Source organism: Azoarcus sp. KH32C, from assembly GCF_000349945.1.
In the GTDB taxonomy this organism is placed as follows: domain Bacteria; phylum Pseudomonadota; class Gammaproteobacteria; order Burkholderiales; family Rhodocyclaceae; genus Aromatoleum.
Window position 1 is genome coordinate 4,794,378 of the sequence record NC_020516.1, and the last position, 23,625, is coordinate 4,818,002.

Here is a 23,625-nt window from a genome sequence, read left to right on the forward strand (position 1 = left end):
CGGTCGCGCAGTGCGGCAACGAAGGCGACGCTCAGCGCGCGGCCGAGCGGCCGGACTTCAGTTCGATGAAACGGGCCCGGTCGGCCTCGAAGCGGGCGCGCAACGCGTCGATTTCGATCCGCTTGGAGGCGAAGATCGTGTCGTAGGACGCGAGTTCCTTGTCGATCGCCTTGATTGCGTTATCGAGGTCACGAGGCAAGGGCTTGCCTTTGTAGAATTCCGCGTCCTTCTGCAGACGCTCACGGCGCGCGCGCAGTTCCGTCTGGTGCTCACGCGTGGATTCGATCCCGCGCTCGATCTCGCCGATCTCGCGATCGCGGCGGCGGTCGATCTCCTCGACGCTCGTGTACGAGCTGAGCAGCGCGTCGTCAAGGCGGCGCTGCTTGACCTGTGCCTGCTCGTCGGCCTTGCGCTTTTCCTCGTCGGCCTTGCGGCGCGCGATTTCCTCGCGCGTGAGCGGTGCCGACACCTGGCGCCTGACCGTCCCGTCGTTGCCCATCTCACGATAGGACTGGCCGTAGCAGGCCGCCGGCAGGATGTCCCCGCAGACGCGCCGGCCACCGTCGTCGCAGCAGTAGATCGCCGCGGAGGCGGCTCCGCTGGCGAGCAGGAGGACAGCCACGATCAGCGCATCAAGCTTGCGTTGCAATCCCATAGGTATCCCGATAAGCACGCACGGCATCGAGGTTCGCCGCGAGTTGCGGGCTGTCGCCCAGGTAGCCGATCAGATCGTCCAGCGTTGCCACGGCGATCACCGGCATGTTGTAGGTCTCGCGCACTTCCTGCACGGCCGACTGCACGCACTTGCCGCGCTCCATGCGGTCGAGGGCGATCACGACGCCCGCCGGTTCCGCACCCGTGGCGCGGATCATCTCGACGGATTCGCGTACCGAGGTGCCGGCGGAGATCACGTCGTCGAGGATCAGCACGCGGCCGGCCAGCGGCGCACCGACGAGCGTGCCGCCTTCGCCGTGGTCCTTCGCTTCCTTGCGGTTGAAGGCGAAGGGCATGTTCACGCCGGATTCGGCGAGGCGGATCGCGACGCCGGCGACCAGCGGGATGCCCTTGTAGGCCGGCCCGAACAGCATGTCGCAGGGCACGCCCGCGGCCATAATCGCGCGCGCGTAGAAGCCGCAGAGCTCGCGGAAGGAAGTGCCGTCGTTGAACAGCCCGGCGTTGAAGAAATACGGCGAATTGCGGCCCGCCTTGGTCACGAAGGAACCGAAGCGCAGCACGCCCTTGTCGCAGGCCAATGCGATGAAATCCCGGCTAAAATCCACGTCCTTGCATCCGATCTTGGGTTAACCCGCCGCATGTTACGCGTCATCACCCTCAACCTCAACGGCATCCGCTCGGCCGCCAGCAAAGGCTTTTACGACTGGCTCGCTGCGCAGGACGCCGACGTCGTGTGCCTGCAGGAACTGAAGGCGCAACACCCCGACCTGACCGACGTCATGCGCGCGCCGGGCGACTTCGCCGGCTACTTCCACCCCGCCGAGAAGAAGGGCTACAGCGGCGTCGGGCTATACACGCGGCGCACGCCGGACCGCGTCGTCGAGGGGCTGGGCATCGCCGACATCGACGCCGAGGGGCGCTTCCTGCAGCTCGATTTCGGGCCGCTGTCGATTGTGTCGCTGTACCTGCCGTCGGGCTCGAGCTCGGAGGAGCGGCTGCAGATCAAGTTCGGCTTCATGGAGCGCTTCCTGCCCCACATGGCGGCGCTGCGTGCGAGCGGACGCGAGGTGATCGTGTGCGGCGACTGGAACATCGCGCACAAGGAAGTCGACCTCAAGAACTGGAAGTCGAACCAGAAGAACTCGGGTTTCCTGCCCGAGGAGCGCGCCTGGCTCACACGCGTGATCGACGAACAGGGCTGGGTGGACGTCTATCGCCGCCTCCACCCGGACACGACCGACGCGTGCTACACGTGGTGGTCCAACCGCGGGCAGGCCTGGGCGAAGAACGTCGGCTGGCGCCTCGATTACCAGATCGCGACACCGGGCGTCGCGCACACCGCACGCGAGGCGTCGATCTACAAGGACCAGCGCTTCTCCGACCACGCGCCGCTCATCGTCGATTACGACTACGCTCACGCCGGCGCCTGATCCGGTAGGCGCAACCCGAGATGCTCCCCGGCTGTCGAATTCGAGAGCAAGAGCCGGAGTGCGCCCGTCCCCCTCGGTCGATACAGTGGAATCGACACACGGGCGCAAGGAGCGGACATGGACAACGGTAAGGCATTGCAGGCAGCCGCGATCGAAGGCGATCCGCGCTGGTCGGCCGTCGTGGGCCGCGCGGCGGATGCCGACGGAAGCTTCGTCTATGCGGTGAAGACGACCGGCGTGTACTGCCGGCCGAGCTGCGCGTCGCGGCGGGCGCGCCCCGAGAACGTCGCGTTCTTCGCGACACCAGCCGAGGCCGAGCGGGCGGGATTTCGCGCGTGCCGGCGCTGCCGACCGGACGAGGCCTTGGCGCCGGCCGCTCAGCAGTCAGCCCGCATCGTCGAACTGTGCCGACTGATCGAGACCGCGGAGCACATCCCCAGCCTCTCCGAGCTCGCCGCGCACAGCGGCCTGAGCCCCTACCACCTGCATCGCGAGTTCAAGCGCGTCACGGGCCTCACGCCGCGCGCCTACGCGACGGCGCATCGCGCAAGACGTGTCCGCCGTGAGCTGAGGCGCAGCGACAGCGTCACGGATGCGATCTACGAGGCGGGCTACGGGTCGAACGGCCGCTTCTATGCAGAATCGGACGCCGTCCTCGGCATGACGCCGGCTGCCTACCGCAAGGGGGGCACGGATACGGAGATCCGCTTCGCCGTCGGCGACTGCTCGCTCGGGGCGATCCTCGTCGCCCAAAGCGAGCGCGGCATCTGCGCGATCCTGCTCGGCGATGATCCGCAGGCGCTCGTCGACGACCTGCAAACGCGCTTCCCGGCGGCCCGGCTCGTCGCCGGGGATGCGGACTTCGACAGCCTCGTCGCGCAGGTCGTCGGTTTCGTCGAAGCGCCCGCGACCGGGCTCGAACTGCCGCTCGACATCCGCGGCACGGCCTTCCAGCAGCGCGTCTGGCAGGCGCTGCAGAAGATTCCGCCGGGCGAGCGGATCAGCTACACGGAACTCGCGCAGCGCATCGGCGCGCCCGCCGCGGTGCGCGCGGTCGCCGGCGCGTGCGCTGCGAATGCGATCGCGGTCGCAATCCCCTGTCATCGCGTGGTACGCAACGACGGCGGTTTGGCGGGCTATCGCTGGGGCGTCGAGCGCAAGCGCAGCCTGCTCGAACGGGAGACTGAAGGACGATGAGCGGTGACCTGTTCCAGCTCGACGACGAGGCGCCATGGCCCGAGCGGCTGGGGCCGGGAACGGTACATCTGCACGCTTTTGCGCGCGCCGAGGCGCCGGCCGTCCTTGCCGCCATCGCCGCGGTCGAGGGGCGCGCGCCCTTCCGCCACATGGTCACGCCAGGCGGATTCACGATGTCGGTGGCGATGACCAACTGCGGCGCGCAAGGCTGGGTCAGCGATGCGAACGGCTACCGCTACTCGCCGGTCGATCCGCTAAGCGGCGAGCCTTGGCCGGCAATGCCGGCGATGCTGCAGGCGCTCGCGCGCGAAGCCGCGGCGCAGGCGGGATTTCCCGGCTTCGCGCCGGACGCCTGCCTGATCAACCGTTACGCGCCGGGCGCCCGGATGTCGCTGCACCAGGACCGCGACGAGCGCAATCTCGCCGCGCCGATCGTGTCGGTATCGCTGGGCCTGCCGGCGGTTTTCCTGCTCGGCGGCATGAGCCGGCGCGACCCGCAGCGGCGCATCCTGCTCGAGCACGGCGACGCAATCGTGTGGGGCGGAGAGGATCGTCTGCGCTATCACGGGGTCCAACCGGTCAAGGACGGCCGCCATGGGCTGCTCGGCGCGCTGCGCATCAATCTGACGTTCCGCTGCTCGGTTTGAGCCCTGCGGGACGCCCGCCCTGCCCGCCGCCGGAGCTCCAGATCGCCGTTAACGGTGGATAGGTATTTGCGTTCGAGCGGCGATGGGACTAGCCTTTAGCGGGTGGCGCAATTTCGCGCTTGTCATGACAGCTAACGGAGGACTCAAAAATGCCCAATGCAACCGAGGTATCGCGAGAAAAGCTGGTCGCTGATCTGAAGGTCATGATAAGCGACGCCGATGAACTGCTTCGCCTGACTGCCGGGCAGGCCGGCGAGAAGGTCAGCGAAGTCCGGGCGCGACTCGGGGAACGTCTGACCTCCGCACGCAGCCGGGTCGGCGAACTGGAAACGAGCGTGGTCGAGCAGACGAAGAAGGTCGCCAACGCCACCGACGACTACGTGCATAAGAACCCCTGGCAATCGGTCGGGGTCGCGGCGGGCGTCGCCTTCCTGCTCGGCCTGCTCGCCGGGCGCCGCTGAGTGGCAGCGGACGAACCGGGCAAGGGACCGCTCGCGAGGGGTTTGCGCGGCTTCATCGACGGGCTGCTCGAAACCGCACAGACGCGGCTGGAACTGTTCGTCGTCGAGGCGCAGGAAGAAAAACTGCGCCTCGCGAGCCTGCTCTTCAACACGCTGCTCGCGGCGGTTTTCCTGGGCTTCGGCGTGGTATTCCTGGCGATCTTCCTGACCGTACTGTTCTGGGACGGCTACCGCCTGGTCGCGCTCGGTGCCGGCACCGTGGTGCTGATCGTCTGCGGACTGCTCGCGGCGCGCAATGCCGCGAGTGATGCCCGCAGCAGCCTCTTCACCGCGACGCTCGGCGAACTCGCCCGCGACCGCGACGCGCTGCAGCCGCGAGAATGAATCCCCAGGCGGTCGCGCACACCGTCGAGTTCGCGCTCCGAAAGCAGCGCTTGCAATTGCGCGCCGAACAACAGCGCGCCCAGCTGCTCCAAGGACTTGAAAGGGTCGAATCGGTCCTCGACCTCGTCGATCGGGCACGCGAGGGCGTAGAAGGCCTCGGCCGCCGGGCCCCCCTGCTCACCGCCGGGGCCGTGCTGCTGATCGCGTTGAAGCCGCGCCTCGCGCTGCGGATCGTGCGGCGGGCGTGGATCGGATGGATGCTGTACCGGAAGATCGGGCGCGGCGTCGCGCCGCTGCTCGACATCCTCAAGCGCTTCGCGGTTTGACGCAGCCGCGCGCCCGAGCCCCACTATCGGGGCAGTCCGGTACAATGCCACTGCTAAACCAACGCGAGAGTTCCGCCATGCAGGCCAATCTGGACGAAATCATCCGCGCCCGCGAAGAAGCCGATTGCATCGCCGATGCCGCCGTCGTCGAAGCGGCCCTCGACCGCATGGCTGCGGACATCACGGCGCAACTCGCCGACCGGAATCCGCTGATCTACGTCGTGATGAATGGCGGCATGATCCTCGCCGGCCAGTTGCTGCCGCGCCTGCCCTTCCCGCTCGAAGTTGCCTACCTGCATGCGACGCGCTACGGCCATGCGCTCAAGGGCGCGCACCTCGACTGGCGCATGCGGCCGACGCAGGACCTGCGCGGGCGCACGGTGCTGGTCCTCGACGACATCCTCGACGAGGGCCACACGCTGCTCGCGATCCTCGACTACCTGAAGAGCGACGGCGCGGCGGACGTTCGCTCGGCGGTGCTCACGCACAAGATTCACGACCGCAAGGCCTACCCTGGCATGCGTGCCGACTTCACGGGGCTCGAAGTCCCGGACCGCTTCGTGTTCGGTTGCGGGATGGACTACAAGGGCTATTGGCGTAATGCGCCGGGGATCTACGCGGTCAAGGGACTATAAGGAGGCCATCATGCTGCTCACCTTCAAATCCGCGGCCGACGCCGACGTGATCATGTTCGGCGACGTCGCGAAGAAGCTCGTCGAAATCCTGGGCAAGGACCCGCAGGACGCCAAGGGCATCATCACGGTCGAACAATTGCCGGGCGCGATTGCACGCCTGCGCGCCGCGATCGAAGCGGAGAAGGCAGGCCAAGGTGGGCAGGCTCAAGACGACGACGAGGAGGAAGACCCCGAACGCCGCGGCATGGCGGCGCCGGTCAACCTCGCCCAACGCGCCTGGCCGCTGTTGTCGATGCTGGAGCTGTCGCAGAAGGAAGGCGTGCCGGTGACATGGGGCGTGTGAACGCCACTTACGAAGGCTGCGCCGCGCCCGCGCTCCGCACCCACATCCAATAGCTCGCGAGGCTCGCGACCGCGCCGACGGCGATGACCAGCGCCATCGGCACGACGGTGCTGCCGAGCGCGTGGCCGACGAAGATGCCGGCCAGCGCCGCGAGCCCCATCTGCGAGAAGCCCATCAGCGACGCGGCCGAACCCGCCATCTGCGGATAGGGCGCCATGCCGATCGCCGCGGCGTTGGGCATCACGAGCCCGATCGCGGCCGCCGAGAACCACATCGGGATCATCACCGCAAGCGGATGATGGACGCCTCCGAGCGCGAGCCCGAGCATCGTCAGGCCGGCGACGACGCCCACCAGCGTGCCGCGGTACAGCAGCCGTTCCGGGCCGAAGCGGCGCGACAGCCGCCCGGAAATCGTCGAGCCGCTCATGTAGCCCGATACCATCACGCCGAACGCGAGGCCCATGCCCTGCGGCGAAAAACCGAACATGTTGATGAAGACGAAGGGCGAGGCCGAGATGAAGGCGAAGAGGCCGGAATAGGCGAGCGCATTGCACAGCAGCACGCCACGATAGCGCCGGTCGCTCAACAAGGTGCCGAAATTCTTCAGCAGCCGCCCGGGTGAGGCGGCAGCAAGGTCGCGATGGCCGTTGGTTTCTCCCAGCATGCGCCACACGGCGAGCGTCAGGATCACCGAATACACGGTCAGGAACACGAAGGTCGCGCGCCAGCCCAACCAGACCGTGAGCCAGCCGCCGATGACCGGACCCGCGAGCGGCGCCAGCGCCATCGCGGTGCCGATGTAGGAGAGCATGCGCGCCGAGTCCTGCGGGCCGTAGACATCGCGAACGATCGCGCGCCCCAGCACCGGACCTGCGCACGCGCCGAGCGCCTGCAGAAACCGCGCCGCGATCAGCGCCTCGATCGAGGTCGCGACCGTGCACACCACCGACGCGAGCACGTAGAGCACGATCCCGACGAGCAGCACGGGCCGGCGCCCGTAGCGGTCCGACAGTGGGCCGTAGGCGAGCTGGCCGACCGCGAAACCGAAGAGGAACACCGACAGCGTGAGCTGGGTGCTGGCGACATCTGCGCTGAGCGCCGCACCGATCGCGGGCAGTGCGGGCAGGTAGAAATCCGTCGATAAAGGCCCGAGGGCGACCAGCGACGTGATCAGGATGGCGAGCGGGAGCGTGGCGGCAGTCATCGTTGGGGGGCGCGGATGCTGATAGACGATGCGGCTAGTATCGCCGCACTCTTCGTCCTCGCATCATCTATTTTTAATTAAATTGTTTGATATCTATCTTTCAAGGCGCGACGTCATTCGGCATCCGGCTGGTTCGCCGGTGCCGCCGCACGGAAGGCATCGAGCGCTTCGCAAGCCTCGGTGATGCGCAGCACGGTCGGCATCCCGTCGAGCTTGCAGTCGAAGCGGCGCGCATTGAAGACTTGCGGCACGAGGCAGCAATCGGCGAGGCCCGGCGTGTCGCCGTGACAGAAGCGGCCGGTGCGCGGATCGCTCGCGAGCATCGCCTCGACCGCGGCGAGGCCGACTTCGCACCAGTGGCGGTACCACGCGTCCTTCTGCGCGTCGTCGACGCCGAACTCGTGCTTGAGGTACTTCAGCACGCGCAGATTGTTGATCGGGTGGATGTCGCATGCGATCGCCTGCGCGAGCGCCCGGACGCGCGCCCGGCCCAGCGCGTCGGCGGGCAGCAGCGGCGGCGCGGGATGTGTCTCGTCGAGGTATTCGATGATCGCGAGCGACTGCGTCACCAACTGGCCGTCGTCGTCGAGCGCCGGCACGAGGCCGGCCGGGTTCAGCGCGAGGTATTCCGGCTTGCGCTGCTGGCCGCCCTCCTTCAGGAGATGGATCGCCACGGGCTGGTAGGCGATGCCCTTGAGGTTGAGCGCGATGCGGACGCGGTAGGCGGCGGAGCTGCGGAAGTAGGTGTAGAGCTTCATGCGTTTCCTTAATCGACGGCGGTGCGGCAGGCGAGCGGCACGACCTGCTGGTCGATCGTGCCGAAAATGTCCTCGCCGCGCTCGTTGGTCATCTCGATGCGCACGCGGTCGCCGAAGCGCATGAAGGGCGTCTTTGGCGCACCGGTCTCGATCGTCTCGTACATCCGGACTTCGGCAAGACAGCAGTAGCCAACGCCGCCATTGGCGATGCTGGAGCCGAAGAGCCCGTCCTGCTTGTTGGAGACGGTACCGGAGCCGATGATCGAACCCGCTTCGAGTTCGCGCGTGACGGCGACGTGGGCGACGAGGCGCGGGAAGTTGAAGGTCATGTCGACGCCCGCATTCGGGCGACCGAAGGCTTGGCCGTTGAGCGTCACCTGCAGCGGCAGATGCACGCGGCCGTCGCGCCACGCCGCGCCGAGCTCGTCGGGCGTCACCGCGACCGGGCTGAACGCGGAGGCGGGCTTGGACTGGAAGAAGCCGAAGCCTTTCGCGAGTTCATTCGGGATCAGGTTGCGCAGGGACACGTCGTTCACGAGCATCACGAGGCGGATCGCCCGTGCGCAGTCGTCGGGCGTCGCCCCCATCGGCACGTCGCCGGTGACGACTGCGACCTCGGCCTCGAAGTCGATGCCCCAGTCCTCGCTCGCCGCGACGATCGCATCGCGCGGCCCGACGAAGCTGTCCGAACCGCCCTGGTACATCAACGGGTCGGTGTGGAAGGACGCGGGCAACTCGGCGCCGCGTGCCTTGCGCACAAGCTCGACGTGGTTGATGTAGGCCGAACCGTCCGCCCACTGGTAGGCGCGCGGCAGCGGCGAATGGCAGTGCGCCGGATCGAAGGGGATCGCGTGCCGGGCGTGACCGTGGTTGAGCATGTCGTAGACGAGCTCGAGCTCGGGCGCGACCGTGTCCCAGTCGTCAAGCGCCGCCTGCAACGTCTTCGCAATGCCGCCGACGGTCTGGCAGCGTGCGAGGTCGCGGCTGACGACGACCAGCGTGCCGTCGCGCCCGCCGTGCTTCAAGGTCGCGAGCTTCACTTGAACATCTCCTTGTAGCGTCCGTCGTGCATCCAGGCGGCATGCTTCGGCGCCTTCTTGGTCTGCGCCCACTCCTCGAGCATGTCCCACTTCACGCGGTCGAGCGCCTCCAGCATCTTCGGCGAGCCGGTGTTCGCCGCAAGTTCGAGACGATGGCCGTTCGGGTCGAAGAAGTAGATCGAATGGAAGAGCGCGTGGTCGGTCGGGCCGATCACGTCGATGCCTTCCGACTCCAGGCGTGCCTTGGTCGCGAGCAGGACGTCCATCGACTCGACCTGCAGCGCGAGGTGCTGCGTCCAGGCCGGCGTGTTCGGGTCGCGACCCATCGCCGGGCGGGTCGGCAGCTCGAAGAAGGCGAGCACGTTGCCCATGCCTGCATCGAGGAAGATGTGCATGTAGGGGTCCGGCTCGCCGGTCGAGGGCACGGCATCCTCGGCGATCGACAGGATCAGTTTCATGCCGAGGTGCTTCTCGTACCAGCGCGCCGTCTCCAACGCGTCGTGGCAGCGGTAGGCCACGTGGTGGATCTTCTGGATCAGCATCGCAAGCCTCCTATGCCGTTCAGGCGCCTTCGCGCGCGATCTTCATCGCTTCGCGCAGCACGTCGATATCGCCGATGTGATTCGCGAGCAGCAGGATCAGGCGCGCATTGACCATCGCGCTTTGCTCGTCAGTGAGCTCGCGGTGCATGTCGATCAGCGACTCGTAGAAGTCGTCGCCGGGCGAAAAAGCGCGAAAGTAGCGCTTTCCGGGGGTGAAGAAGTTCGGATCGGTATTGAGGCTCATGTCGGCATCCCTCAAGCGTTGCAGGTGGCGCGGGCGAGCGCGGCGCGGACGAGTTCGACGTCGAAGGCGCGCCAGCGAGCCGCGACGTGCTGATCCGGACGGATCAGGTAGCAGCTGTCGGGGCGCAGGTCGTAGCGCTCGCGGATGCGGCCTCGCACGTCGTAGAGCGTGCGCAGCCCCGCCGCTGCGTTGCCGCGCTCGGCGACGACGAGCACTTCGACCGGGATCGTTGCGTCGGCGAGCGCCGTGAAGCCCTCGGCCGTCTTCGCGTCGAGATCGGCGGCGTCGGCGATGTAGTACAGCAGCTGGAAGCGGTTGCCGGCCGCCTGCAGTAGCCATTGCTCGCCGCTCGCGGTCTCGACTGGTGCGTCGTCCATCGGCGCACCGGGCACCATATTGCCGGCAAAGACCTCGCTGTCCGGGGTGTTGAGCCGGGACGACGTGAGGAAACTCGGCACCGACAGCCGCCCGGAATTCACGAGCGCGCGGGCGAACGGATGGTCTTTCGCGAGGCCGAGCACCGCGTTGCGGAAGGTCTTGCTGACGGCGCTCTTCGGCGTGATGAAGTCCGTCGAGCGCGTCGAATTCATGATGTTCTCATCAGCCGCGAAGACGCGCTCCTCGGAGTAGGTATCGAGCAGGCTCGCGGGCGCCTTGCCGTCCATCACGAGCTTCAGCTTCCAGACCAGGTTGTCCGTGTCCTGGATGCCGGAGTTCGCGCCGCGCGCACCGAAGGGCGAGACCTGGTGCGCGGCATCCCCCGTGAAGAGGAGCCTCCCGTGCCGGAACTCGTGCATGCGCCGGCACTGGAAGGTGTAGACGCTGACCCATTCGAGCTCGAACTCGCGCTCGTCGCCGAGCATCGCCTTGATGCGCGGGATCACCTTCTCGGGCTTCTTCTCCTCCTCCGGATCGACGTTCCAGCCCAGCTGGAAATCGATGCGCCACACGTTGTCGGCCTGACGGTGCAGCAGCACCGACTGGTTCGGATGGAAGGGCGGATCGAACCAGAACCAGCGCTCGGTCGGGTAGTCCGCCTTCATCACGACGTCGGCGATCAGGAAGCGGTCCATGAAGATCTTGCCTTCGATGTCCAGCCCCATCATGTGGCGGATCGGGCTGCGCGCGCCGTCCGCGACGATCAGCCAGTCGGCGTCGATGCTATACGCGCCGTCGGGCGTCTCGACGCGCAGGCTGACGTGATCGCCATGGTCAGTGACGGCGATCACGTTGTTCTTCCAGCGCAGATCGATGTTCTCAAGCGACTGCGCGCGCCGCACGAGATATTCCTCGAGATAGTACTGCTGCAGGTTGATCATGCCCGGGCGGTGGTGGTCCGGTTCGGGGCAGAGGTTGAAGTTGAAGACTTCCTGCTCGCGGAAGAAGGTCCGGCCGACGTTCCACGACACGCCCTTCTGCACCATCTCCTCGGCACAGCCGAGGCGGTCCATGATCTCGAGCGCGCGCTTCGCGTAGCACACGCCACGCGAGCCGATCGACACCGTGTCGTCGTTGTCGAGCAGCACCACCGGCTTGCCCTGGATCGCGAGATCGATCGCCGCGGCCAGGCCGACCGGCCCCGCGCCGACGATCACCACCGGATAGCGCCCGTCGCGCTGCTCGGCGATCTCGGGCGGGCGCCGATATTCGAACTTCGGGTAAGTGTACGTGCTGAGCACGATGTCTCCTCCTCTTGCCTGTCGGTCGGCGGCGCCGCCTTCTTGCGGGCGTATCGCCGGGCTCTCTGCGCGATCGGGCTGCGGCCTCACTCCTGCAGCGCGTGCCACATCTCCTGGTCGCGCTCGGCGGTCCAGATGCGCGGGTCGCGGATGCCGGAGGCCTCATCGAAGGCGCGCGTGACGTCGAAGGGCAGACAGTGCTCGTAGATGAAGACCTGGCCGAAGTGCGGATCCATGTGCTTGCGCGTATGCGCCATCGCCGCCCTGAGGTCCATGCCCTGCGCCACCGCCTCCTGCGCGCTTCGGTACAGCGTCGTCACGAAGGCCTTGGTGTAGGCGAGCCCCTGCTCCACCGCTTCCGGCGTCTTCAGCGCGGGACCACGCCCGGGCACAAGCTTCGCGGCACCGAACTGCGCAAGCCGGTCCAGCGTCGCCGGCCAATCCGCAAGATACGCGTCGCCCGTGTAGCACGCCGCGTCATATTCCACGAGGTCGCCCGAGAACAGCGCATTGTCCTGCGGCACCCACACGACCGCGTCGCCCTTGGTATGGCCACGCCCGCATTGCATGATCTTCACTTCGAGCTTGCCGAGCAACAAGCTCATCTCGCCGGTGAAGGTCAGCGTCGGCCAGGTCAGTCCCGGCACGCTCTCGACCGCGTCGAAGAGCCGCGGAAAGCGCCCGATCTCGGAATCCATGTCCTGGCGGCCGCGCTCGACGATCAGGTCGTAGGTGTCGCGGCTCGCGATGACCTGCTGCAGCCCCTCGTCCTTGTAGCCGGAGGCGCCGAGCACGCGCACCGCATGGTAGTGCGTCAGCACGACGTACTTGATCGGCTTGTCGGTGATCTCGCGCACTTTCGCGATCACGCCCTGCGCCATCACGGGCGTGGCGGTCGCGTCGATGACCATCACCGCGTCGTCACCGACGACGATGCCGGTATTCGGGTCGCCTTCGGCGGTGTACGCCCAGGCGTGGGCAGAGAGTTGCTCGAAACTGATCCGCTTCTCTTCCAGGTCGGCCTGCGATGCAAAAACCTTGGTGTTCATCGACAACTCCTCGACGAAAGGCTGCATGATTGAGCCCATGCTATCCGACGATTTGTTAACCGTCAATTGATTTGCTATGGTTGAACTACGCGCAGAAACGAAGATGCGGGAATCATCGCGTGCGCAGTCTCCGGAGATAAGACCTTGAACAACGAGCACAGTGCGGAGCGACCTGCAGAGAAATCCGGCGACCGCCGCGGCATCCAGTCCATCGAGGTCGGCGGCGCGCTACTGCAGGCGCTGGTGCGCCATGGCGGGCCAATGATCCTCAAGGACCTCGCGCGCGACGCCGGCATGCCGCCGGCGAAGGCCCACCCCTACCTCGTGAGCTTCGGCAAACTCGGCCTCATCGAGCAGGACCCCGTCACCGGCCGCTACGGCCTCGGCGCCTTCACGCTGCAGATGGGCCTGTCGGCGCTGCACGAGCTCAATCCGCTGCGCGTGGCGACGCCCGAAGCCGCCAAACTTTCAGACGAGATCCAGCAGAACGTCGCCATTGCCGTGTGGGGCAACCAGGGCCCGACCATCGTCAGCATCGAGGAATGCAGCCGCCAGGTGCACGTGAACATGCGGGTCGGCACGGTGATGGACCTCCTCACCTCCGCGACCGGCCGCGTCTTCGCCGCCTTCCTGCCTGCGCGCATGACCGCCGCGCTGATCGAAGAGGACTTGGCGCGCCTCAAAGCCGACCGCGGCGCCCTCTCGCGCGAAGGGCTCGAAGCCGAACTCGAAGAGGTGCGCCGCGAACGCCTCGCCCGCGCCGTCGGCAAACCGATTCCCGGCATCAACGCCTTCACCGCCCCGATCTTCGACCACACCGGCCACCTCGCGCTGGCGATCACCGCGATGGGTCCTAGTGGCAGCTTCGATCCGGACTGGAAAGGGCCGATTGCGAAGAAATTGCGCGCGTGCGCGGCAGCGATTTCGGGAAGGCTGGGGAATACCGGGAGCTGAGTTCCGCTGCCCTACTTCAGGCTGGCAAGATATTGCACGACCGCCTCGATGTTCGCGTCGCCCAGCTCGGCGACGGCTGCGCTCATGTCGGGGTAGACGCGCTCGCCGGTCTTGTTGAGGTAGCGCTTGAGGCTCAGGCGCAGGTACTCGGGCTGCTGGCCCGCCAGCCGCGGGATGCCTTCGTTACCATGCGCGTCGGCCTGATGACAACGCACGCAGACGCGCTTGAAGTGCGATTCGCCCTGGGCGGCGGCCGCACCGCCCTTGCCTGCCGGCGTCGCCGCGGCATCGGAGAAGTAGACGGCGATCGCGGCCTTCTCGCGGTCGCTCAGCACCTTCATCAGGCCCTGCATGAATTCGTTGCGCCGCTTGCCGCTGACGAAGGCGGAAATCTGGTTGGCGATGTAGACGGGATTCTGGCCGGCGAGGTTGGGCACCTCGGGGTAACGGCTGGCGCCGCTTTCGCCGTGGCAGTTGGCACAGAAGAAGCTGGCGCTGCGCCCTTCCTTGACGAGCGCGGCATGGGTCGGGGAATCGCTCGCTGCCTTGCGGATCAGATCCTGGACGGCATCACTGGCCAAAACATTGCTGCACATGGCCATGACGGCCGCGACGACGGCCAAGCGGCCTCCAAACCCCATCGTGCACTCCCCGCGAGCGAGCCGAACCCGATTCGTACCGCGGGCGGCGTATGAATCGCGCATTCTAGCACTGCAAATAAGGGTATTGCGCTATACGAAAACCGGTTCAGGCTCCAATTGCACCCCGAATTTCGCCAGCACATCGGCTTGGATCGCCCGGGCGATGCGCTCGACGTCCGCCCCGCGGGCACCGCCGCGATTGACGAGCACCAGCGCCTGGTTCTCGTAGGCGCCGACGGGGCCCAGGTCGCGCCCTTTCCATCCGCTGCGGTCGATCAGCCAGCCGGCCGCCAGCTTGAAGCGACCGTCGGGCTGTGCGTACGAGGGCAGTTCCGGATGGGCTGCGGCGAGGCGCGCCCGCGTCCCGGCATCGACGACGGGGTTCTTGAAGAAGCTGCCGGCATTGCCGATGCGCGCCGGGTCGGGCAGCTTGCGCTGGCGCACGGCGATGACGGCGTCGGAGACCTGCTTCGGCGTGGGCTCGACGATGCCGCACGCGGCCAGTTCGCGCGCCACGTCGGCGTACCCGAGGACGGGTTGCCAGCGCCGCGGCAGGCGGAAGGTCACGGAGATGATCAGCACGCGGCCCGCGAGTTCCTGCTTGAAGACGCTGTCGCGGTACGCGAAGCGGCAGGCTGCGTTGTCGAGCTCGATCAGCTCGCCGCTATCGAGCTCGACCGCCCGCAGCGAGTGGAAGCGCTCGGCCATCTCCAGGCCATAGGCGCCAATATTCTGCACTGGCGCCGCGCCGACCGTGCCGGGGATCAGCGAGAGGTTTTCCAGGCCGGGCCGGCCCTGGTCGAGCGTCCACCGGACGAAATCGTGCCAGTTCTCGCCGGCGCCCGCCTCGACGTACCAAGCGTCGCGATCCTCGCCGACGAGCTTGCGGCCGGCGACCTCAACTTTCAGTACGAGACCGGGGATATCGCGCGTGAGCACAAGATTGCTGCCGCCGCCGAGCACGAGACTCGGCCCCGAAGCCCAGTCGGGGTCGGCGCGCAGCGCCGCCACGTCTTTCGCCTGGCGCACCACGGCAAAGCGGCTCGCACGCGCCGGCAGGCCGAAGGTATTGAAGGGCGTCAGGTCGACGTCGCAGCGGATCTGCGGCACCGCCAGGCCTGCATCGACCCTAGTCTGCACAATGCACCGCGTCGCGCCGGACCGGCTGGATCGGGAAAAGCCGATCGTAGGCGAGATTGAAGGCGAAAGCGTAGACGACGTAGGCCGCAGCGAGCGCGAGGTCGGCGACCAGCGCCTCGGCCCAGCCGAGTCCGGTCCACAGCACGATGACCGGCAGCGTCAGCAGGAGCAGCCCGCCCTCGAAACCGATGGCGTGCAACGCACGCAGGCGAGCCGGGCGGCGATCGGCGGTGCGGCCGGTGAGACGGCCTTCGATCCAGTCGAAGCCGGTATTGAACAGGGTGTTCCAGACGGCGGCGATTAGCGCCATCACCGCCATCAGGGCGCCCGATTCGACGAGCGGCGCACCAGTGGCCCACGCAAAGGGGGGCGTGATCAGTAGCAGTCCGCCGACCTCGAAGAGGACGATCTGGCGGGCGCGATCACGAAACGAGCGCAGTTGGGGGGAATGGGCGGACACGGCAGAAAAGTTGCTGGGGGCGACCGGCTAAGATAGGACCTCGCCCCGCCAAATGCAACCGCTGCGCCGCACCATCGCGGGCAGCGGTCGTTCGGCCGGAGGGGCTCAGTTGTCCGGACGGTTCTGGTTGTTGTCGTTCGGATTGTTCTGGCGCCGGCGCTGTTGTTGTGCGTGCGATTGGTCTTCGTCGCCGCGCCCTTGACGTTGCTGAGGCTGCGCCTCGCGGCGCTCCGGCTGGGCTGCGCGCTCGCGCTGACGTTCGAACTGCTCGCGCAGCTGGGCGTCGCGGCGGCGATCCTGCTCCTGGTCCTGCATCTGTCGTTCGCGCTGGCGCTGCTGTTCGAACTCCATCCGCTGCTGGCGAACCTGATCGCGCTGTTGTTGTTCGGCCTGGTCGCGCTGCTGCTGCATCTGACGACGACGATCTTCCTGATCCTGCTGCTGTTGCTGGCGTTCACGCTGACGTTGCTCGAACTCGGCACGCCGCGCCTGGTCGCGTTGCTGCTCAGCCTGGTCGCGTTGCTGCTGCATCTGGCGACGCCGGTCTTCCTGATCCTGTTGCTGTTGCTGCTGGCGCTGCTGCTCGGCTTGTTCGCGCTGCTGGAACTGGCGTCGGCGCTCGTCCTGGTCCTGCTGCAGTTGTTGCTGCCGCTCGCGCTGCCGCTGCTCGGCCTCGGCTCGACGCGCCTGGTCGCGCTGCTGCTCGGCCTGTTCGCGCTGCTGGAACTTGCGCCGGAGATCGTCCTGCTCCTGCTGCGGTTGCTGCTGCCGCTCGCGTTGCCGTTGCTCGGTCTGCTCGCGCTCGGTTCGCTCCCGGATCGCGGGAGCGATCAGCGGTCCGCCGGCGGGAACGGGTTGACCGGACTGGTCGCGCAGGCCTTCGCGCCGACGGTCCCCGTCGCGCCTGTCGTCACGCCGCTCGGCGCGGCGGCGCTCCCAGTCGGCCATGCGCTGCTCGCGGCGGCGATCCGGGTCGATGTTGACGACGCGCGGTGTTTGCACGAAGCGCTCCGACGCGGGCGTCACGGCGAACTGTTCCTGGCGGTACACGTGACGGACACGGTCCGGCGCTTGGACGACGCGCGTGATCTCGGTGACGTTCGTGACATGCGTGATGTTCACCTGCTGCACGTAGGTCGGCGAGTAGCGGTAACGCGGCACGAACACTTCGCGCGGCGCGAGCGGATACCAGCTGACGTTGCGGGGAATGCCCGACGACAAGGTGATGCTGACGCCCGGCGCGCCGATCCAGGCGACGAGCGCCGGTGCGTAGACCGGACGGGCCACATAGCGCCCCGGCACCCAGGCCCAGCGGTTACTGATCAGCACCCAACGGCCGTAATGGAAGGGCGCGAAGCCCCAAGGCTGGTCGTCGACCCAGGTCCATCCCCAGGGCTGGACGAACACCCAGTGGCCGTAGCGGTACGGCGCCCAGCCGGCCGGCACGGCGCGCGGATACCACACCGTGCCATAGTCGCCATAGTCGCCCCAGTCGCCGTACTCGTAGAGATCCTCGTAGCCGGTCATCTCGGGCGAGACGTGCCGCGGGCGGCCGATGCGCTCGTCACGCTCGTCACGCGCCTGCACCCAGTCGGAGAAATCGTCGTCCTCGGGCGAGCTCCAGTTCACGTCGGTCCGCCCACCGGTGTAAATCTCCATCCGGCGGTCGTCGGAAATGCCGATATTCCGATCAGGGGCACGGAAGTCGATGTGGCCGCGGTAGTTGGTGACGACCGTGCTGCGGTCGAGCTGGTCGATCCGGTAGCGGCCGGGATCCGTCGTCATCGCGCGCCCATCGCGCGTCTCGACTTCGATCTGGTCTTCGCGGTCGGAGCTTCTCACTCGCAGCGAGACGCTGCCGTCGTCGAGGCGGACCCGGATGCGCTCGTCGTCGAGACGACGGATCTGCACCGTAGTGTCTTCGTCGAGCCGCAGCACACTCGAACCGATGCGGATCTCGGCGCGGCTGTTGCGCTCGGTGGCGAGCGAGTCGTCGGTCGTGATCGGCCAGTTGACGCCGGCACTTTCCCACTTGCCGCCATCGCGGCGGACAGCGAGTTCGCCGTCGATTACGGAAATACGTCCGACCCGGCTCGGCGGGTCTTCCGCCCACGCCGCAGCGGACGAGGCGAACAGCAGCACCAACGGGACCAGTAGCACGCGCTGAAAGATGCGCATCAGGTCGCGGATCATCGCAATGTCACTCCATACAAACCGACGGGTTCCTGTATATACAACGTTGGATTGCAGGGAGCGCTGACTATCAGAACAAATCCTTGCAAATGTCGCGGGCCGCTCAGCGGGCGGCGGGTGCGGCCGGAGCTTCCTGTTTGGGATCGGGCACGGGAAGCGGCGCCTCGTGGATCTTCCCTGCTGCATTGCGGCCCTTGTCCGGCGCGTCGTCATTCTTCTCCGGAGCGGGCGCATCGCCCTCCGCCGCGTCGCTCGGCGGCGCGTCGCGGACGACGAGGGGCTGCGCGGGCATCTCGGGGACCGGCGGCCGCGCGAGGAGCGGCAGCAGCGTCGGCGCCATCGACTTCAGGATTTGCACCGGCAGACCCGACGTGAAGTGGAACGCCGCGGCATCCTTTCCGATCACGTAAGCCGTCAGCGTGCCGAAGTAGCGCGGCCCGAGGTAGAAGACGAAGGTCGCCGTACGATTGAGCGAGTAGCCGCCGCGGACCCCGCCATGGGCGCCGGAAACGATCACGCGGTTGTCGCCGGTGCCGGTCTTGCCGCCGACCGCCATCGGCTTGCCGTCGGCACCGACGAAGGCACCGGCGAGCCGCCGCGCGGTGCCGCCTTCGACGACCTCGGACAAGGCCTCCTTCAGTGCGGAGGCGACTTCCGAGCGCATCACGCGCTCGCCTTCGCCCGGCTTGCGCACGAGCTCGGTTTCGTAGGGCGTGCCGGCGGCGAAATGCAGTCGATCGATGCGCGAGGTGGGCAGGCGCACGCCGTCGTTGACGATGATCCCCATCAGTTCGGCGAGCGCCGCGGGGCGGTCGCCGGAGCTGCCGAGCGCGGTCGCGAGCGAGGGCACGAGCGTGTTGAACGGGTAGCCGAAGCGCACCCAGCGGCGGTGGATGTCGAGGAAGGCCTCGACTTCGAGGATCGTGTAGATGCGCGAGTCCTGCGCGCTCTTGAAGCGGCTGCGGAAGAGCCAGCGGTACACCGCCTGACGCTCGGCCTTGCTGGCCTGGACGGCCTCGGCGAACGTCGCGTCCGGCTTGCGCGCGAGGTAGGCGGCAAGCCACAGCTCGAGCGGATGCACACGGGCGATGTAGCCCTGGTCGGGCAGGTCGAAGGTGCCGGGGGCATAGCGCTTGTAGAGCGCTGCCGCGCGGCCGTGGCCAAGGTCGGCCTCGGGCAGGCGGGCCGCGATGAAGGCGGTGAAGGCCTGCAGGTCGGCGTCCGGGTTCAGGTAGCGGTAGGCCGCGGCGAGCCGGTCGACGGTCGGCCGCAGGCCCTGCATGAACTCCTCGCGGATCTCGTCCGGCGTCTGCCCCTGGTACTTGCGCCAGAAGCGGCGCATGAAGACCTGGCCTTCGCGGTCGGCGAACTTGGCGAGATACTCCTCGCGCCGGGGGTCGCTGTCGTCCTCGAGGAGCTTGGCAGTGCTGCCGGGCACCTGGTACATGGTGTGGCGCACGATGTCGCGCATCAAGCGCACGAAAGGCAGGTTGATGGACGCCTGCAGCGCCTCGCGAACCGTCGGCGAGCGGCCGTTGTCTTCCTTGCGGAAGTTGTTGAAGGTGTGGAGCCCCCCGCCGGTGAAGAAGGCTTCGCCGGGACTCGCCGAGTAGTGGCGTTCGAGCGCGGCGTTGAGCATCGAGGGCAGACTGCGGTCATTCGCCGCGATCAGGTAGTCGAGCGCCCAGCGCGTCAACACGTCGTGACGATCGACCGGGGTCGCGCGCAGTTCCTGCACGGTCTTGTCGGAGAATCGCTGGTGCAGCTCGGCGACGATTTCGAGATAGGTCGACAGCACGCGCAGCTTGGCAGTCGAGCCCAGTTCGAGCTTGCTGCCCTCGTTGATGTCGAGCGGCTGGTCCGTCGTGTCGGTCTGCACGCGTACGCGGTTGCCGCGCTCGGTGCGCTCGAAGAGGGTGAAGCTGTAATAGACCTTGTCGAGCTGGGTCGGCGTCAGAAGCTTGTCGCCGATGATTCCCGCCTTGGTCCCGAAGTCGGGTTCGGCAAGGCGATCCAGGTACTTCGTGACGGTCTGCTGCAGGTTGCGGTCGAGGGTGGAAGTCGCGCGCAGGTCGAGGCGGTCGAGATCGTACAGCGAGACGTCGAGCATCCCGGCCAGACGCGTGCGGATCAGGATCGCGCCCTTGTCAGCGTCGACCGGCACACGGGCGGGCTCGACGGCCGCGTCGCGGAACTTAAGCTCGCGGCGCAGGGCGGCGTCGCGCAGCGCCGGCGTGATCACGCCCGACTCGGCGAGCAGGCGCAGGTGGGCGTCCGCGAGCTTCACCAGGTCCTCGCGCCCGCGGCCGAGGTAATACGAGGGGCGGCGGTGCGCGATCATCAGCGCGAGCACCTGGCGCAGCGCGAGCCCCTGGTCGGCGAGCGCCTCGCCCGACGCGTCGGGCGCCGACAGCAACTGGTTCACGTGGTCGAAGTTGGCGCCGAACCAGACCCACAGGCCGTCGCCCAGGCCGTGGACCTCGCCGTACACGGGCGCCGCGGACAGCGGCACGGTATTGAGGTAGTCGAGCACCAGTCGCTGGCGGATCGGGAACGTCTCCGGGCCGTCGTGGTAGGCGCGTACGGTCGCCGACACCATCTGCCGGATCTTCTCGCGCGGCGAATGCGTGACGCCGTCCGGCGAGTGGCGGTACTTCTCGATCTGCGTCGCGAGCGTGCTGCCGCCCGGCGAGTTGAGGTCCTCGTCGACGACCTTCGCGACCTGGCCGAACACCGCGCGGCCGAAGCGCGCCCAGTCGACCGCCGGGTTCATGTTCGGGCGGTCGGTCGCGAGGAGGTCGCGGTTCTCGATGAAGAGCAGGCTCTGCACGACGCGCGGCGGAATCTGCTCGAAGGTCAGATAGCTGCGGATCGGGTAGTGCGACTCGTAGAGCATTTCGCCCTGCGCGCCATGCACCTCCAGTCCGGAGCGGGTCTTCTCGTGGTAGGGCGGGAAGTAGCCGCGGCCGGCATAGTCGTACAGCTTGTTGGAGAAGCGGACCTGGCTCGCGACGGCGAAATCGCGCGCGAGGAGCCGCTCGACGAAGCCGGGCAGCAGCGTATAACCGAGGCGCTGGTCGAAGGGGCCGTGTTCCGGGAAGCGGATCGCGTCGCTCGGCCCGGTCTGGAGCTGATAGTCGAGCTTGCGCGCGTATCGCGAGACCTCACGCGCCTCGAGCCAGGACGTGCGGCTTTCGTAATACCCGGCCACACCCCCCACGATGATCGCCAAGACGATCAACCAGAAGATCCACCGCCGCAGCGTTCTGAACCACCCGCGACGCGGGGCCTTGGCATTCGAATTCTGTCCGGACACGTTGCCGCCCGAGTGTTGAGATAAGCGAAATTATCCAGCACTCCGGACCGGACAGACATGGAAACATGCGCTTTCGTTACCGCGAAACGTTGCGGACTGTGTCATTGAACACACGCTGCGGAAAACAGGGCTGCTCCGTGGGGAAACCGTCCGGGTAAACGAATCCGGCCGAGGCATCTTCGAAGATGCCCCGGCCGCGTTCGGGAAGGGTTCGTCACAGCGCGCCGAAGAAGCCGATCCCCACGAGGACGAGCAACAGCAGGCCGAAGCCGATCAGCACCAGGCCTAGGAGCTTCGACGCCCACGTCATCGGCGCCGACGGCGCATCGACGAGATGCTTCTCTAGTTCGCCGCTCGCGAGCAAGCGCTCGTACTGCTCGCGATGATGGCGACGGAAGTCGTCGAGCGAGAGGGTGCCCGTGAACATCACGATATCCGGCGGCGGCAGCTTGTCGGGCCGGAAGTGGTTGTTGAAGAAGTGCACCGTGAAGAGGAAGACCGCGGCAAGGAAGGCCTCTTCACCGTGCGCGATCACCGCGACGTTGAACACCCAGCCCGGCAGGTAGGTCGCCACCTGCGTCGGGAACCACATCATGAAACCGCTGACGCCGACGATCGTGACGCCCCAGAACGGCGCCCAGTAGTCGAATTTCTCCCAGTACGTCCAGCGCTCGAAGCTCGGCTTCTCGCCCTTGCCGAAGAACCAGCGGAACATGCCGATCACGTCCTGAAGATCCTTCAGGTTCGGCACCACGGATTCTGGACCGAAGATCCTGAACGTCTTCCAGTTGCGCACGAGGTAGCCGAACACCCACAACACATGGATCACGAACACCACCGTGAAGACGACGGCATTAACACGGTGGATGATTGCGGTGACCTGCGGTCCGCCGAGCGCCCGCACGACGACAGGAGCCCAGGCGGTCTCGGCGTACATCAGCGTCATGCCGGTGAGGGTCAGGATCATCAGGCTGACGGCGAACAGCAGGTGGCCGAGGCGTTCCCACGGGCCGAAGCGGCGGAAATGCTTGCCCGCCGGCACGCCCAGTTCGGCAACGTTGACGCGCGTCTCGACGCGGCCGGCCGCGCGCTCCTTGAACTCGCGATAGAGCCACAGCAGCAGATGGACCCAGAAGAAGGCGAAGGTGCCGATCAGCAGCCCCGCCATGCCCTTGGTCGCGAGCCAGATCTGCGGGTACTTGCCGAAGTCGCCGCCATGACCGTGCGGCGCGAAGCTCGTGAAGCCCGACGCGGCCAGCACCGCCTTCTTGCCGTCGTGGCACTTCTTGCAGGTATCGAGCCGGTTGGCCTCCGAGACCTTCGACTTCGGATCGTCGACCTTCACGATGCCATGGCTGCCGTGGCAGTCGAAGCACTTCGCGGTGTTGGCGTAGCCGAGGCTATGCACCTGGCCGTGGTAGGTCGCACGATAAGTCTTGTACTGATCCTCATGGCAACCGCCGCAGTTGCTCGTGATCAGCAGTTTGGTCGGGTCCTTCGAGGTGTTCTCGATCTCATGCGTCGTGTGGCAGTCCACGCACACCGCCGCGTCGGTCTTGCCCTTCTCCAGCACGGCCACACCATGGATGGACGCGGAATAGTCCTCGAGCTGGTCTTCGTGACAGCTCTCGCCGCACAGCGCGGGCGTCGTCTTGCGCCACTCGGCATGCTGCGCCGTCCCTTTTGCCGGCACGTTGAAGGAGTGCGTGTCGTGGCACTGGTCGCAGCTCGCCTTCGGGCGATCCGGGTGATCGGTATCGGGCCGAGCATGGAAGGAGTCGCGATAGGCAGCGAGGTTGCGCACGACGTTTTCGAGCCGCGGCTTCGACTTGGCCGTGCCGTCCTTTTGCGCCGCCTGCCACAACGCCTCGTGGCAGCTTCCGCAATCGAGCTTCAGCGGCGCGGTGAGTTGGTGCGCCTTGCTGTTGTCGGCGACGTTGGTGTGACAGTCGACGCAGTTCATGCGCCCGTGGACGCCGGCGCGGAATGCGGCCTCGTCGACGGCGCGCAGCGTACGCGGCTTGCCGTCCGGCACGGGCACCTTGATCGCATCCGCATCTGCGCCGTGGCACTGGACACAGGAGCTCACCGTCAGTTCCGCCTTGGCCGACGGCGCTTCGTCCGCGGCACGGACACTCGAACTGACGAGCGCGGGTACCGCCATCAGCAGGGCGGCAGCGAAATTCAATACCGAGGCGCGCCACGTCCGCGGCGTCGCCTCTTCGAGAGCGGGTCTTCTCTTATGCATGCAGTCCTTCCTGTCGGGCTGCGGACGGCCCCATGCCGTCCGCAGCCTCATCACGCGCC

The 23,625-nt window shown here is 67.1% G+C and carries 24 protein-coding genes; 9 read left to right on the forward strand and 15 right to left on the reverse strand.

The window, feature by feature from the left end; translation table 11 throughout:
- Positions 1-31: 31 nt before the first annotated feature.
- Positions 32-655, reverse strand: a complete 624-nt coding sequence (locus AZKH_RS21555) for a DUF4124 domain-containing protein (protein ID WP_015437925.1) — start codon at positions 653-655, stop codon at positions 32-34.
- On the reverse strand, positions 633-1,280 hold the full coding sequence (gene pyrE, locus AZKH_RS21560; RefSeq protein ID WP_015437926.1) for an orotate phosphoribosyltransferase: 648 nt from the start codon (positions 1,278-1,280) through the stop codon (positions 633-635). The genes AZKH_RS21555 and pyrE overlap by 23 nt, the downstream gene beginning before the upstream one ends.
- Positions 1,281-1,313: 33 nt before the next feature.
- On the opposite strand from pyrE, the gene AZKH_RS21565 reads away from it, so the two are divergent.
- From AZKH_RS21565 to AZKH_RS21600, 8 genes are all read left to right on the forward strand, one after another.
- Positions 1,314-2,105 (forward strand): exodeoxyribonuclease III, encoded by a 792-nt coding sequence (locus AZKH_RS21565; protein ID WP_015437927.1) that lies wholly within the window; start codon positions 1,314-1,316, stop codon positions 2,103-2,105.
- 117 nt (positions 2,106-2,222) lie between these two features.
- Positions 2,223-3,302, forward strand: coding sequence for a bifunctional DNA-binding transcriptional regulator/O6-methylguanine-DNA methyltransferase Ada (ada, locus tag AZKH_RS21570; RefSeq protein ID WP_015437928.1), 1,080 nt, complete (start codon positions 2,223-2,225; stop codon positions 3,300-3,302).
- Positions 3,299-3,949: a DNA oxidative demethylase AlkB gene (gene alkB, locus AZKH_RS21575; protein ID WP_015437929.1), complete on the forward strand. Its 651-nt coding sequence runs from the start codon at positions 3,299-3,301 to the stop codon at positions 3,947-3,949. The genes ada and alkB overlap by 4 nt, the downstream gene beginning before the upstream one ends.
- 149 nt (positions 3,950-4,098) lie before the next feature.
- Positions 4,099-4,410, forward strand: a complete 312-nt coding sequence (locus tag AZKH_RS21580; protein ID WP_015437930.1) for a YqjD family protein — start codon at positions 4,099-4,101, stop codon at positions 4,408-4,410.
- Positions 4,411-4,794: a phage holin family protein gene (locus tag AZKH_RS21585; RefSeq protein WP_015437931.1), complete on the forward strand. Its 384-nt coding sequence runs from the start codon at positions 4,411-4,413 to the stop codon at positions 4,792-4,794.
- Positions 4,791-5,120 (forward strand): YqjK-like family protein, encoded by a 330-nt coding sequence (locus AZKH_RS21590; RefSeq protein ID WP_015437932.1) that lies wholly within the window; start codon positions 4,791-4,793, stop codon positions 5,118-5,120. Before AZKH_RS21585 ends, AZKH_RS21590 begins: the two co-directional genes overlap by 4 nt.
- A gap of 77 nt (positions 5,121-5,197) precedes the next feature.
- On the forward strand, positions 5,198-5,755 hold the full coding sequence (locus tag AZKH_RS21595) for a hypoxanthine-guanine phosphoribosyltransferase (protein WP_015437933.1): 558 nt from the start codon (positions 5,198-5,200) through the stop codon (positions 5,753-5,755).
- A gap of 10 nt (positions 5,756-5,765) precedes the next feature.
- Positions 5,766-6,098, forward strand: a complete 333-nt coding sequence (locus AZKH_RS21600; RefSeq protein ID WP_015437934.1) for a DUF1840 domain-containing protein — start codon at positions 5,766-5,768, stop codon at positions 6,096-6,098.
- A 7-nt stretch (positions 6,099-6,105) separates the two neighbouring features.
- Here the strand turns inward: AZKH_RS21600 and AZKH_RS21605 are convergent, their stop codons facing one another.
- The 7 genes from AZKH_RS21605 to AZKH_RS21635 form a co-directional block, all read right to left on the reverse strand.
- Positions 6,106-7,302, reverse strand: coding sequence for a multidrug effflux MFS transporter (locus tag AZKH_RS21605; RefSeq protein WP_015437935.1), 1,197 nt, complete (start codon positions 7,300-7,302; stop codon positions 6,106-6,108).
- Positions 7,303-7,415: 113 nt separating this feature from the next.
- Positions 7,416-8,060, reverse strand: coding sequence for a maleylacetoacetate isomerase (maiA, locus tag AZKH_RS21610; protein WP_015437936.1), 645 nt, complete (start codon positions 8,058-8,060; stop codon positions 7,416-7,418).
- Positions 8,061-8,068: 8 nt separating this feature from the next.
- On the reverse strand, positions 8,069-9,100 hold the full coding sequence (locus AZKH_RS21615) for a fumarylacetoacetate hydrolase family protein (RefSeq protein ID WP_015437937.1): 1,032 nt from the start codon (positions 9,098-9,100) through the stop codon (positions 8,069-8,071).
- Entirely contained in the window at positions 9,097-9,642 is a 546-nt protein-coding gene (locus tag AZKH_RS21620) for a VOC family protein (protein ID WP_015437938.1), read from the reverse strand. Before AZKH_RS21620 ends, AZKH_RS21615 begins: the two co-directional genes overlap by 4 nt.
- 19 nt (positions 9,643-9,661) lie before the next feature.
- The gene (locus AZKH_RS21625) at positions 9,662-9,886 is read right to left on the reverse strand and encodes a DUF2783 domain-containing protein (protein ID WP_015437939.1); all 225 of its coding nucleotides are present in this window, start codon (positions 9,884-9,886) and stop codon (positions 9,662-9,664) included.
- A gap of 11 nt (positions 9,887-9,897) precedes the next feature.
- Positions 9,898-11,565: an FAD-dependent oxidoreductase gene (locus AZKH_RS21630; protein WP_015437940.1), complete on the reverse strand. Its 1,668-nt coding sequence runs from the start codon at positions 11,563-11,565 to the stop codon at positions 9,898-9,900.
- Positions 11,566-11,651: 86 nt separating this feature from the next.
- A complete protein-coding gene (locus AZKH_RS21635) occupies positions 11,652-12,614 on the reverse strand; it encodes an MBL fold metallo-hydrolase (protein WP_041657675.1) in 963 nt (320 codons plus the stop codon).
- A 144-nt stretch (positions 12,615-12,758) separates the two neighbouring features.
- Here AZKH_RS21635 and AZKH_RS21640 point away from each other — a divergent pair, with 144 nt between their 5' ends.
- Positions 12,759-13,568, forward strand: coding sequence for an IclR family transcriptional regulator (locus AZKH_RS21640; RefSeq protein WP_015437942.1), 810 nt, complete (start codon positions 12,759-12,761; stop codon positions 13,566-13,568).
- Between the two features lie 11 nt (positions 13,569-13,579).
- Here AZKH_RS21640 and AZKH_RS21645 read toward each other — a convergent pair whose 3' ends face one another.
- From AZKH_RS21645 to AZKH_RS21670, 6 genes are all read right to left on the reverse strand, one after another.
- Positions 13,580-14,209, reverse strand: coding sequence for a c-type cytochrome (locus AZKH_RS21645; protein WP_041656481.1), 630 nt, complete (start codon positions 14,207-14,209; stop codon positions 13,580-13,582).
- 90 nt (positions 14,210-14,299) lie between these two features.
- Positions 14,300-15,349, reverse strand: coding sequence for a UDP-N-acetylmuramate dehydrogenase (gene murB / locus AZKH_RS21650; protein ID WP_015437944.1), 1,050 nt, complete (start codon positions 15,347-15,349; stop codon positions 14,300-14,302).
- Positions 15,339-15,809 carry a PACE efflux transporter gene (locus AZKH_RS21655; protein WP_015437945.1) on the reverse strand — a complete coding sequence of 157 codons (471 nt, stop codon included), beginning with the start codon at positions 15,807-15,809 and terminating at the stop codon, positions 15,339-15,341. The genes murB and AZKH_RS21655 overlap by 11 nt, the downstream gene beginning before the upstream one ends.
- A 105-nt stretch (positions 15,810-15,914) precedes the next feature.
- Positions 15,915-18,002 carry a DUF6600 domain-containing protein gene (locus AZKH_RS27355; protein ID WP_015437946.1) on the reverse strand — a complete coding sequence of 696 codons (2,088 nt, stop codon included), beginning with the start codon at positions 18,000-18,002 and terminating at the stop codon, positions 15,915-15,917.
- 103 nt (positions 18,003-18,105) lie between these two features.
- Complete coding sequence (locus AZKH_RS21665) at positions 18,106-21,234, reverse strand: transglycosylase domain-containing protein (RefSeq protein ID WP_015437947.1); 3,129 nt, start codon at positions 21,232-21,234, stop codon at positions 18,106-18,108.
- Positions 21,235-21,532: 298 nt separating this feature from the next.
- Positions 21,533-23,566, reverse strand: a complete 2,034-nt coding sequence (locus AZKH_RS21670; RefSeq protein ID WP_015437948.1) for a cytochrome b/b6 domain-containing protein — start codon at positions 23,564-23,566, stop codon at positions 21,533-21,535.
- Between the last annotated feature and the right edge of the window lie 59 nt (positions 23,567-23,625).

Coding starts and splice junctions, on each gene's coding strand:
- AZKH_RS21555 (WP_015437925.1), bottom strand. CDS start 655: ATGGGATTGCAACGCAAGCTTGATGCGCTGATCGTGGCTGTCCTCCTG.
- AZKH_RS21565 (WP_015437927.1), top strand. CDS start 1,314: ATGTTACGCGTCATCACCCTCAACCTCAACGGCATCCGCTCGGCCGCC.
- ada (WP_015437928.1), top strand. CDS start 2,223: ATGGACAACGGTAAGGCATTGCAGGCAGCCGCGATCGAAGGCGATCCG.
- alkB (WP_015437929.1), top strand. CDS start 3,299: ATGAGCGGTGACCTGTTCCAGCTCGACGACGAGGCGCCATGGCCCGAG.
- AZKH_RS21580 (WP_015437930.1), top strand. CDS start 4,099: ATGCCCAATGCAACCGAGGTATCGCGAGAAAAGCTGGTCGCTGATCTG.
- AZKH_RS21590 (WP_015437932.1), top strand. CDS start 4,791: ATGAATCCCCAGGCGGTCGCGCACACCGTCGAGTTCGCGCTCCGAAAG.
- AZKH_RS21595 (WP_015437933.1), top strand. CDS start 5,198: ATGCAGGCCAATCTGGACGAAATCATCCGCGCCCGCGAAGAAGCCGAT.
- AZKH_RS21600 (WP_015437934.1), top strand. CDS start 5,766: ATGCTGCTCACCTTCAAATCCGCGGCCGACGCCGACGTGATCATGTTC.
- AZKH_RS21605 (WP_015437935.1), bottom strand. CDS start 7,302: ATGACTGCCGCCACGCTCCCGCTCGCCATCCTGATCACGTCGCTGGTC.
- maiA (WP_015437936.1), bottom strand. CDS start 8,060: ATGAAGCTCTACACCTACTTCCGCAGCTCCGCCGCCTACCGCGTCCGC.
- AZKH_RS21620 (WP_015437938.1), bottom strand. CDS start 9,642: ATGCTGATCCAGAAGATCCACCACGTGGCCTACCGCTGCCACGACGCG.
- AZKH_RS21625 (WP_015437939.1), bottom strand. CDS start 9,886: ATGAGCCTCAATACCGATCCGAACTTCTTCACCCCCGGAAAGCGCTAC.
- AZKH_RS21635 (WP_041657675.1), bottom strand. CDS start 12,614: ATGAACACCAAGGTTTTTGCATCGCAGGCCGACCTGGAAGAGAAGCGG.
- AZKH_RS21645 (WP_041656481.1), bottom strand. CDS start 14,209: ATGGGGTTTGGAGGCCGCTTGGCCGTCGTCGCGGCCGTCATGGCCATG.
- AZKH_RS27355 (WP_015437946.1), bottom strand. CDS start 18,002: ATGATCCGCGACCTGATGCGCATCTTTCAGCGCGTGCTACTGGTCCCG.
- AZKH_RS21670 (WP_015437948.1), bottom strand. CDS start 23,566: ATGCATAAGAGAAGACCCGCTCTCGAAGAGGCGACGCCGCGGACGTGG.